Source organism: Prevotella herbatica, from assembly GCF_017347605.1.
Taxonomy (GTDB): Bacteria; Bacteroidota; Bacteroidia; order Bacteroidales; family Bacteroidaceae; genus Prevotella; species Prevotella herbatica.
The window spans coordinates 1,738,599-1,749,544 of record NZ_AP024484.1; the positions used below are offsets into that span (position 1 = coordinate 1,738,599).

6 protein-coding genes are annotated in these 10,946 nt (G+C 38.3%); all 6 read right to left on the reverse strand.

Annotation, left to right across the window (positions count from 1 at the left end; translation table 11 throughout):
• Positions 1-2 precede the first annotated feature (2 nt).
• Positions 3-1,337, reverse strand: a complete 1,335-nt coding sequence (locus tag prwr041_RS06515) for a glycoside hydrolase family 28 protein (protein WP_207155517.1) — start codon at positions 1,335-1,337, stop codon at positions 3-5.
• A gap of 112 nt (positions 1,338-1,449) precedes the next feature.
• Positions 1,450-4,584 carry a DUF4450 domain-containing protein gene (locus prwr041_RS06520; RefSeq protein ID WP_207155518.1) on the reverse strand — a complete coding sequence of 1,045 codons (3,135 nt, stop codon included), beginning with the start codon at positions 4,582-4,584 and terminating at the stop codon, positions 1,450-1,452.
• A gap of 646 nt (positions 4,585-5,230) precedes the next feature.
• Positions 5,231-6,724, reverse strand: a complete 1,494-nt coding sequence (locus prwr041_RS06525) for a lipopolysaccharide biosynthesis protein (RefSeq protein WP_207155519.1) — start codon at positions 6,722-6,724, stop codon at positions 5,231-5,233.
• Positions 6,725-6,744: 20 nt separating this feature from the next.
• Positions 6,745-7,977, reverse strand: coding sequence for a nucleoside recognition domain-containing protein (locus tag prwr041_RS06530; protein ID WP_207155520.1), 1,233 nt, complete (start codon positions 7,975-7,977; stop codon positions 6,745-6,747).
• Between the two features lie 71 nt (positions 7,978-8,048).
• Positions 8,049-8,696, reverse strand: a complete 648-nt coding sequence (locus prwr041_RS06535; RefSeq protein ID WP_237072323.1) for a YiiX/YebB-like N1pC/P60 family cysteine hydrolase — start codon at positions 8,694-8,696, stop codon at positions 8,049-8,051.
• Positions 8,696-10,783, reverse strand: a complete 2,088-nt coding sequence (locus prwr041_RS06540; RefSeq protein ID WP_207155521.1) for a TonB-dependent receptor plug domain-containing protein — start codon at positions 10,781-10,783, stop codon at positions 8,696-8,698. The genes prwr041_RS06535 and prwr041_RS06540 overlap by 1 nt, the downstream gene beginning before the upstream one ends.
• Positions 10,784-10,946: the final 163 nt, after the last annotated feature.

Sequence of the window (10,946 nt, forward strand, 5' to 3'; positions counted from 1 at the left end):
ATTCATTGAATCTTATCCCCATTTATTCTAACATTATTTATTTTGCAACTTTTTAAGAAAGAGGTGTCCATTTTCCCATAAGGATCATGAGCATTGATGTCGTAAAAAGCAAAAGAGCCAAGGTCATATTTATCTGATGGTTTTAACTGGTAAAATCCTTTTTGGCATGTAATATTGATATTTCTCATTTCTACATTTGAAACGTATGAACGTGGCATATCTTTGCGTTCTTTTAAATCAAAGAACTGTGTCCAAATTTTCGTCCTTATGCCGTATATTGTATTACCAGTACAGTCCTCAACTCTTACATATTCATATCTTTGTGGCGTGTCTGGACGCATCTTGAACAATAGAATGTTGCTTGTATGATTGAAGTTACAGTTTCTCATTATAATATTTGTGGCATCGTAACATTCACTACCAAACGTTATACCACCTCCTGCTTTTGCGAATTTACAATATTGAACAATGATATTACGGCAGGGACCATTAGTGGAATCTTTGTCAACATAAGTTCCTTTGCCACCTTTAAGGCATACTCCATCATCGTTGACGTTTATGAAACAATTGTTTATCAGTACATTTTCACAGGCATCAATGTCTATTGCGTCTGTGCTGGGACCTTTGGGATAACCATCTGTTGGTGCATATATATAGCAACCTAGATATTTTACTTTATTACATTTATATATATGATTTGTCCAAAAACCAGAATTGATCATTCTCACACCACAGATTTTTACATCATTCGAATTTGAGATATAAAGCATCCTTGGTCGTAATGCTTCGAGATTGGTACACTTTGGATTTACTTTTCTCCTTAACCAAAATTCGTCATAGTATTTTAGTCCGTTTCCATCAATAGTTCCTTTGCCGAAAATAGAAAAATCTTTCACCCCATCAACGTTTATAAGTGCGGCAAAATAGTTTGTTGTCATTCCCTCAAGTCTAGTGCGTTTTATCTTGTAATTGGTTATGGCATCGCTACCTTTTATTTTTCCATCTTTAGTGATATACAAGTTTGTCCCTTGTTTGAAGAATAAGGAACCAGTGAGATATGTTCCTGATGGGATGACGACTACGCCGCCACCTTCATTATGACATCTGTCTATTACTGATTGAATTCTGTCAGTCTGTATAACTGAGGAGTCTTTAATTACTCCATAGTCTGTGATAACGTATTGTTTCCCTAATTTATTTATGTTTACTTGTGCTGTATCAGTAAACCAACTCTGTATAGTAGAACCGTCAGGGAACTTTTCGTTTTGACTTTTACTATATGCAGTGACGTGACATGCTGTAAATATAAAAATGAATGCAGTTAAGTATTTAATCATTTGTTTATTAATTGATTTGCATACAAAAATACATCCTTTCAAGGAACCTAAGATATGAAATTATACAATCATGATATAAAATCATTCAGTATATGTCAAAACGATTAAGCTATTACTTCTGTAATGTAATTGCCATCACGCCTACTACCACATCATTTGACAATGTGCGCAAGGTAAATGAACGCAACTTCTTATCTTTATTTAAAGGCATCTTCAAGATTTCTGCAGCCCCGTCTTTGATAAACTGTGGCTCCGCACTATCAGGATTACCACTAACCGATTTTTCAATATCTCCCACGGAGATTACTTTTCTTAGGTCGCGTGTTGCAATTCCTGAACCAAGATGTACTCGATATGGTTTGACAGGACATGTCCAAAAAGCCATATCATCTACATAGTATTCTTGTTCTATAGGACACCAGTTAATTGGATTACGCAGAGCGAGTGTATCTGTTGTGCCATCTTGATAAGTAGCGATAATGATAGCGTTGTCTATACGACTTTGCATGTTGTTGGTGCTGCCTGTTAAAAGGAAGTAAGCATATTTAGCCTTACCTTTTGCCAAAATAACCACGCTGTCTGGATAATTGTCCCATAATGATGTGTATATGATATTCTTACCAATTGCGTGAGAACGAAAGCTTACTCCTATGCCTGTATCATATTTGTCGTTAATGATTTTGGCACGCAATCCGCTATCATTGATTTCGGCAGTACGTTTAGGTATGCACCATTGTCCAATGCCTTGTTTTGGAATTTCTAATGTTGTATATGGGGAACGTGGCGACAGATATTCATTCTTATAGATGTCATCAACATTGGAATTGAAATACTTATCAATGTTTAATGCTCGTGACTTTTTGGCAGATGATATATCATCAAGTCCCATTTTATGAATATATTCTTTTGTGTTGGCTTTTTCTTTGGATGAATCGGCATCGCTAGAACATATTCGACTTTCTTTATTCGACATTTGTTTATTACGGTCGAATGTAAATGTTTGTACACGGTCTGAGTTTCCAGTGATATCTACATAATGGCCAGAATCAAGATTCATGCGTAGAATCAACTGCAAAGGGTGGGTGAAGTTTTGGGTAACCTCATAAATATCTTTAGAGCCTTCACGCTGAAACTTATATGACAGATAAGGGGTATGCACAGAAGCACTGTCCCAACTTTCAGGGAAAGATGGACGTATCATGCATTTTCCAAACAAAGCATCTGGTTTGATTCCGAATAATCCGCACACAATGGCACGTGAGGTGATGCCAATATTATCACCAAAATCACGATAAGCTTCACTGCGTGCTTTGTCTAGATAGCTGATTTGTCCGAAATTACCAGGGCTTCCCCCAAGGAACATCTCATCAAGTAAATCACTTTTCAATAAGTTGAAACCTTCATCTTTTCTTCCTGCCTCGAAATAAGCCAGAGCCATATTTGCCACTTCTTCATGGGCTACATTATTCGTACTCCAGTCATAGGGCATCCAGTCTGATGTGGATAGAGTGTACAAATTCTTTTCCACAGGAGGCATTAAAGATTTATATTTTTCAGGAATAATATATTCTACTGGGATATGAGGAATACTGTTGTTTACATAGTTTGTGGCTTCATAAGCTTGTTCTGAGGAACATGCTCCACAGTCTATTGGTGTGTAGATACTCCAAAGAGCAGCACTTTCATGCAATCTTTTTAGTCCCATGAAATCCTGAAATTCTGCCCAATGTCCTTTATCCTTTATCCAAAGGCGAGAGATCATTGCTTTCAATATGGCGTCAGCTTCTTCATAATATGGTTTAGGGTCTTCACCTATTATAGTTGCAATTCTTGCCATCAGTTTGTTAGCCCTGTAATTATATGCAGAAGAATGTGTCACGGCACCACTGTTATAATACAAAGCATCACTTGCCCATATACAACAATAAGCATCATATAGATGGTCGCCGTCTGGGTCCCAATTACGTTTTTCCCACTCAATGTTTCGTTTCAAAACAGGCCATAAGCGTTTCATCATTACCGTATCTGCATCATAAGAGAAATGCCACAGCAATTCATCTATATAATTCAGATTCATATCGTAATGATTCATATTGTCGTTTCTGTTTGGGTAACGGCAAATATAACCATTACTATACATCTGTGTGCCCCATTTTTCTTCGCCTCTAGCCAAGTTGTTTGTCGAATCTTGCGATGGATGAGGATATATAGGTTCTACATTCGTAACCTGACTTTTTGCGTAAGCGTCGAAATGAGAGATAGCTCTGGTGTTCCATCCAAGTACATCGCCAACATAAGCAGCACGCCAACCGCACAATGGCATGCGCCAACCGATACATCCGTGAAGCCATGTTGAACCATCCCATAAACCATCTGCCGCCGCAGAAAGATTTGCACCAAGCGTATTGATGAAATCGTCAGGAGTAGAAAACTGGAGTCCACCTGTAATGTTGTTCAACGCCTTTTCTTCTTTATCGAAGAGAATACGTCCGGATTTCTTCGCTATGTTTTCTATTTTTCCAGGGTCTTCAAAGACGATATAAGTCTCGCCTGAAGCATTCCATTCTAATGTTACAAGGCCTTTTTCGTCTAGTGAAGCTTCATAACTGCTTCTTGGTTCCAAACCGTAGTCACCTTCACGCATCATTTTCGTTTTGGCAGTCTGGCACATTTTAACCATTAGCTTAACCTTAGGGGAGAATCCCTTTGTTATGATTTGCCACAATGCCCCTTCACCAAATTGTGATGCCAAAGCTACTATTCTAACTTCAGCATCTCCCCAGGATTTATCTTTTACAAGATACGAACGTCTGCCACCGCTATATCTTGATTCGCAATAGCTAGTGCTGTCCAATCTGAGTGCTTTACCCTCTGAGACAATATAGAAACGGAAATTCTTACTTTTAGCCTTGTTATACGAAGCGAAGATTGGACGGTCGCTGGTTTCAAGTCTATAAAGAGTATGTGTACCATATAGGGCACGGGTGTATCTGTTGTTTCCATTAATACAGACAATATCTTTCCCGTTAGGATAATACTGAAAGAATCTTGCTGGCTTTTTGTTTGATTCCTTTATGCCATTCTTGTTATTTGATGGTGAAAGTAATTTATTACCTTCATCCTTACCAGACTTTGGGTTGTTGGAGTCAATAATTGTATAATCATTGCTTTCATTAAAAACAAAAAAAGGATATGCATTAACCTGTAATGAAAGACAAGCCAATAAGTAGATTAATATTTTTTTCATAGTTTGTCGTAGATCTTATTCAAGTTTACAAATTTACGAAATATAATTATTTGTGCAAAAGATTTAAACGTGTTTTTATCTTTTCTTTCAGAAAAAGCTATCTGAGTATATTTTACTTTAGGTTGTTACATTCTTTACGAGGATTAAATATAAACATTCAACGACTTTACATGCTTTTCTAAATAGCTTTTACTTCATGTTAATTATGTAGATGATTACCTTTGACAGTGGAATATCTTGCACCCAAATACGGCGTATTTTCGATGTTTTATACCTTTGAATATCATGTTTTTTAGGGTTCCCCTCGTACTAATATGGAAATCCCTACTTACTAATATGGAAATTCCTCATGGCAATTATGTATTTGGCATTATCTTTGCATCATGTAAAAAATGCAATGAGAATGACATTGAAGTAAGTTTAATGATTCTACACTCGCTTGCATTATGTAAATAAATAGGTTGCCATAATTATTTCGAATATAAAGTATCAAAAGTAAAAAGATTGACTCAGTAGATAAATTAGTTTTGGGTAAAAAGATCAGGATAAGGTATTAGCAATATTAAGATATAAAAGAGTTATTAATAAAAATCAAGTAAAAGCTGGACAGCCGGTTTCCGTGTGGAAGTCGGCTGTCATTTTTTTATTAGTGTCTAAAGTGTTTCCCTATTATAGGAAATCTCGACAACGGAAAGTCTTTCTTCACAAGGTATGCTCCGAAAATGAGAATAAGTACCGTGTTGACAGCTATAGCACCAGCATCTGGGATATAATTGTTTGATAAGTTCATTCCCACATTTAGTATTATGGATAATACTAAATACTTCGCCATTTCGGCTAACGGATAATTTATGCGGTACATCTTCTGTCCTACGAAATATGATATGAGCATAGAAGTTCCATAACCTGTTATTCCTGACCATGCACATGCCATATATCCATAACGGGGAACAAAGATAATATTGCTGACGATGAGCACGATGCAGCCTATTCCAGAGAAGTAAGCTCCCCATATTGTCTTGTCAATAAGCTTGTACCAGAATGATAGATTGAAATATATACCATACATCATAGTTCCTATCATAACAATAGGTACTACACGAAGTCCGTCCCAATAGTCCCTAGCAATAAGGTGTTTGAGAATATCCATATAACCAATTACAAAGAGATATGCGAAGAGAGTAAAGATAACAAAATACTTCATTACCTTTGCATAGGTCTCGCGATTGTCGTTTTCCTTAGCTTTTCCAAATACAAACGGTTCGTAGGCATACCTAAACGCCTGGGTTATTAGTGCCATGATCATGGCAATTTTACTTGCCGCTCCATAAATACCAAGTTGCGTGTTCATGTCTGAGCCCTTGTATATATAAGGGAAGATGATTCTGTCAGCTGTCTGGTTTAATATTCCGGCTACGCCAAGGATGAGGATAGGCCAACTATAAGTCAGCATACGCTTCATGAGCGCTTTGTCGAATACATATTTGAAACCAGTGAATTCCTTGATGAAACAGAATGTAATTGAACCTGTACAGAATAAGTTGATATAGAAAGCATATCCAGCTCCGACTGTAGGATCATAAATTTTGCCGATAATATCAGGATGATTTTTGTATAGTGCAGGGAGAACAATATAGTAAAGAATATTGAGTCCAAAAGTCATTATTATAAAGAGCAACTTCAATGTGGCAAACTTTATTGGTCGCTTCTTGTATCTAAGGTAAGCGAAAGGTATGCACTGGAATGAGTCAATTGCCACCGTTAGCCCCATTACCCAAACATATGATGGGTGATCACTATAGCCCATGAAACCTGATATCTGAGGTAAGAATAGGAATATGAGAGCAATGAATAGTAATGACGTGAATCCTACAGCCATCAATATAGTAGAGTAAACTTTTTCTGGATTTTCATTTGGCTTGTTGGCATAGCGAAAAAATGTAGTTTCCATACCATAAGTGAGAATCACAAGCAGAAGTGCTGTGTAGGCATAAAGATTAGTAATAACACCATATCCACCACTTGCTGCTGAAAGTTTTGCCGTATAAATTGGCACAAGAAGATAAGTAAAGAAACGCCCTACGATACTTGACATCCCATAGATGGCTGTATCTTTAGCTAGCGATTTTAAATTTGCCATATAATTATTTTATTTTTTTCTTAATTTCCGAAGAATGTATAGGCTATGGCTATTGCTGCAATTACTCCTGCCAAATCTGCAAGCAAACCGCATGCTACGGCGTGACGTGTGTATTTTATGCTCACTGAGCCAAAGTAAACTGCAAGGACATAGAATGTTGTATCTGTTGAACCTTGGAAAATACAACTTAGTCTACCTACAAAAGAATCTGGACCGTAATTTTTCATAGACTCAAGCATCAGTCCTCGTGCTCCGCTTCCTGATAGTGGTTTCATGAATGCTGTTGGAAGTGCACCAACAAAGTCGGTGTTGAGCCCGCATTGTTGCATGCACCATGAAATGCCATGGATAAGCATGTCCATTGCTCCAGAAGCACGGAAGACACCAACGCCTACCAATATAGCCACTAGATATGGAATAATGCGTACTGCAGTCGTGAATCCTTCTTTAGCACCTTCGATGAATGCGTCATATACGTTTATCTTCTTGACAAATCCTGCTACGATAAAAGTTAGAATTACACTAAACAGTATAAAATTTCCAGATAGGTTTGTAACTGTAGCCATCGTGTCTTTGTCCATGTTGCCAAATCCCCATATAACCAAACCAACAAAGGCACATAGGCAAAATATAAAGGTAAGAAGTACGGGCTGAAAAATATTTATCCTTTGCCATAAAGACGTGATGATAATACCTGTAAGAGTTGCAACTGTAGTGGCAAGTAAGATTGGTATGAAGACATCAGTTGGCGAAGCAGCACCGTAAGTGGCTCGGAATGCTAATATAGTTGTCGGTATTATGGTTAGTCCGCTCGTATTGAGCACAAGGAACATGATCATTGGATTGGTAGCAGTGTCCTTCTTTGTGTTCAGTTCCTGCATCTGGCTCATTGCCTTCAAACCAGTAGGGGTGGCAGCGTTGTCGAGTCCCAACATGTTAGAGGCAATATTCATAAAAATGCTTCCCATAACAGGGTGATTCTTTGGAATATCTGGGAAAAGCTTTGTGAAAACAGGACTTAATGCTCTTGCTAGGACATTAACCATTCCCGCTTTTTCTCCTATCTTCATAATGCCCAACCATAATGAAAGTATACCGGTAAGACCGATTGATGTTTCAAATGCTGTCTTGGAGGAATCGAAGGTCGAGTCTACCATTGCTTTGAAGATAGTGGTGTCTCCCATCACTAACTGTATTGCTCCAAAGATGAAAGCGATTACAAAGAATGCAATCCAAATATAATTCAATACCATAATGGGTGCAAAAATACTAATAATTTTCCAATCGTTGCAAATAAAATGTGAAAATAATGCATAACATATTTCTACATTATTATATAGAGCATTTTTATGATCTTCTCTCTTGACAGCTCGCCTGGATTACTTCCTGGAGCACCTTCAGGTACTTTCATGCCACCTTTAGAGTAGTAATCTTTCCAAAAAGTAGTGATTTCACCGCTTTTATTGTGGAAACTCATCGGTATAGTGTAAAATAATAATTTACCATTATGGTCTACAAATGATATCTGTACAAGTTCGCTACAATAGATTGCGCTGTCGCTTGGTTCAAAATAAAAGTCGTATGGTCTGCCGATATATTTAAGTGCATTTTTAATGCTCTTAGAAATATCGATGGAATCGCAATTTATTCTACCTGTAATAATCTGTTTGTTACCATCATTACCTTTGTTGGCGTTGATGAAACTGTTGATAGGATTCATGCATACGCCCTTGTGGATGGCTTCGATGGCATAGGAGCCTTTCTTATCTTTATGGAATATTGCTACGTGATTTATGCCCATTTCATCGATACCACGTGTCACATCAGTTATGGCACTAGGCTTCCCGCTAGCACAAAACATTAAGTCTCCTTCTCTCAATAGCGCAGTGTTTGTGATGTGGCGTAATGTTATCTGTGAAAATCCCTGCATCACCATAAAGGTGAGCAGGGAAATTATAAGAATTCTTCTCATTATATATTCATATTGATGCTGGCTCCAGCCATAATCCAGCAGCCAGGTTGCTTTAGATTGCCAAAATCACGGTAGCCTTTGCTGAAAAGATTGTTACCATTTATGTATAAGCTGTATTTAGGCATGTCCCATGACAAACGTGCATCTACAATCCCATAAGTGCTATACTTGGCATAGGTGTATTCCTTAGTTGTAGGGTTTTGGCTTACTACGTAAGAACCGTTACGGTTTTGAAGACGATAGTTTATTCCTAAATTCAACTGCTTCCAGATATTCATTTGTAAGTTTGCCACAAATTTATTCCTAAGATACTCCAAAACATATTGACTCACGATACCTTCATATTTCTTTTGGTCCTGATGAGCGTAAGCGTAAGCGATATTCAACTTTTTGAATATTCTTTGTCCAGTGATAAGTCTGAGTAGGTTGATGTCCATGTTTGCTTCAACTCCGACAGAGTTTATCACTCCGAAATTAGTAGTGGTGAGCGTCTGAGTATCGGCATTCTTGTCCACAATCCAGTCGATAAGGTTTTCCATGTGGTTGTAGTATCCGCTTACACTGGCATTGACCGCTTGTGAATGATATTTCACTCCAATTTCTGTTGCAGCAAGTTCCTCAGGTTTCAGTTCTTTGTTAGCATTGTAACCTTTGGAATTGTAATATAAGTCAGTGAACGACGGCATGCGCAGTGAAGTATTGTAACTGGCGTAAACCTTCCAGTTGTCAGTGATGTTATAGCTTGCGTCAATGCTAGGATATACCTTCATATTCATTTCTGCCCATGAATTCTTTACTGCTACAAGTCCTGCAGAAAGAGTAAAGCGTTTCAGCAATATGTTATGTTCTAAGACGAACTGAATGTTTGTTCGACTTAGTCCATGTGTATAGTCAACATCGGTACCATGTATGTGGCGAGGTTCGGAAAGTATTTCACCAAGGTTAGTACTCACGATGTCTTCGTTTCTAAGTTCTGCACCAATAGCGGTACGCCCAGCTATCCAGTCAAAGTAACCGTTAAGGTTTACTCCATAAACGTCAGTGCGGTGGTAGTTGAATGGATATGCATCAGCATTGTCACGGAACAGTTCCCATTTATCCATGGTGCGATTCCAATAAATGGAAGGACGCATGTGTATTTTACCATATCTGTTTTCTGCCTGAATGGCTGTATATGTCTTTAAAATACGTTCGTATTGTTCATCAGAATATGCGCTGTAAAAAGTGTTGGAGCCAAATCCCTTTGTACTCATTCCTGCATGCCATTTCACCACGATGTCATTGTCATTGTAGTTACCTTGATAAAAAGCCTTCAAACCGTCAAAGTCGGTATTAAGGTTTCCATTCTTGCTGCGAGTGTATCCGTCACTGCGGGTATAATTGGTAGAAAAAGAATTGTTCCAGTTACCCTTTGCAATGTTAGCTCTTGCTCCTGCTGAAGCATAACCATAGCTTCCACCTTCCACATGTGCGGAAATACTGCTCTTTGAAGGAGTTCTAGTAACAATGTTGATTGCACCAAGCAGTGAAGAAGTACCATAGACGCGTGCTGCCGGACCTTCAAGGATTTCAATACGCTCGATTTCACTGATGTCAACTGGGAAATCAAAAGCATTGTGTCCAGTCTGCGGATCGCAGATGTTGATGCCGTTAAGGAGAATTGTGATTTGCTCGTCGTTACCACCACGTAAGCTGATATCAGTCTGGGCACCAATCGGTCCCCGTTGTCTTACGTCTACGCCAACAGCGTATTTAAGCAAATCGTTAACACTTTGTACAGGAGCCGCCTGAATGTCTTCGCGGCTTAGTACAGTTACCATTCTCGTCTGTTGACTTCTTGTCAGAGGAGCTCTCGACCCAGTGACATTCACCTCGTCGAGCACAACTTCCTTGCCGTTCTTGTAGAAAGAAGTGTCGATTTTGGCAACATCATTGCTTATGCTGTTAGCTCTCGCGTTAGTAAGCGAAGCCACGCTAAGTGTGCCAACAATCACTTCCTTACCCAAGCAAGAGAAGAGTGAGTAGCCTTTGTTACTGAAATGAGTAAACTTAAAGCTACTGCGCTTGTTGAAAATTGTTTTGTACATTAATTGTATCTTATTCACCTTGCGTCGTTGCAAGGCGAGTGCAAAGGTAATAAAAAACTTACAGAAAGAAATAAAACTAATGACAAAGCCCCATATAACTTTATGGGAAAAATGATTACGGCGTGATTCCAAAGTATGAAATCACGCCGTTATATATTGTCAA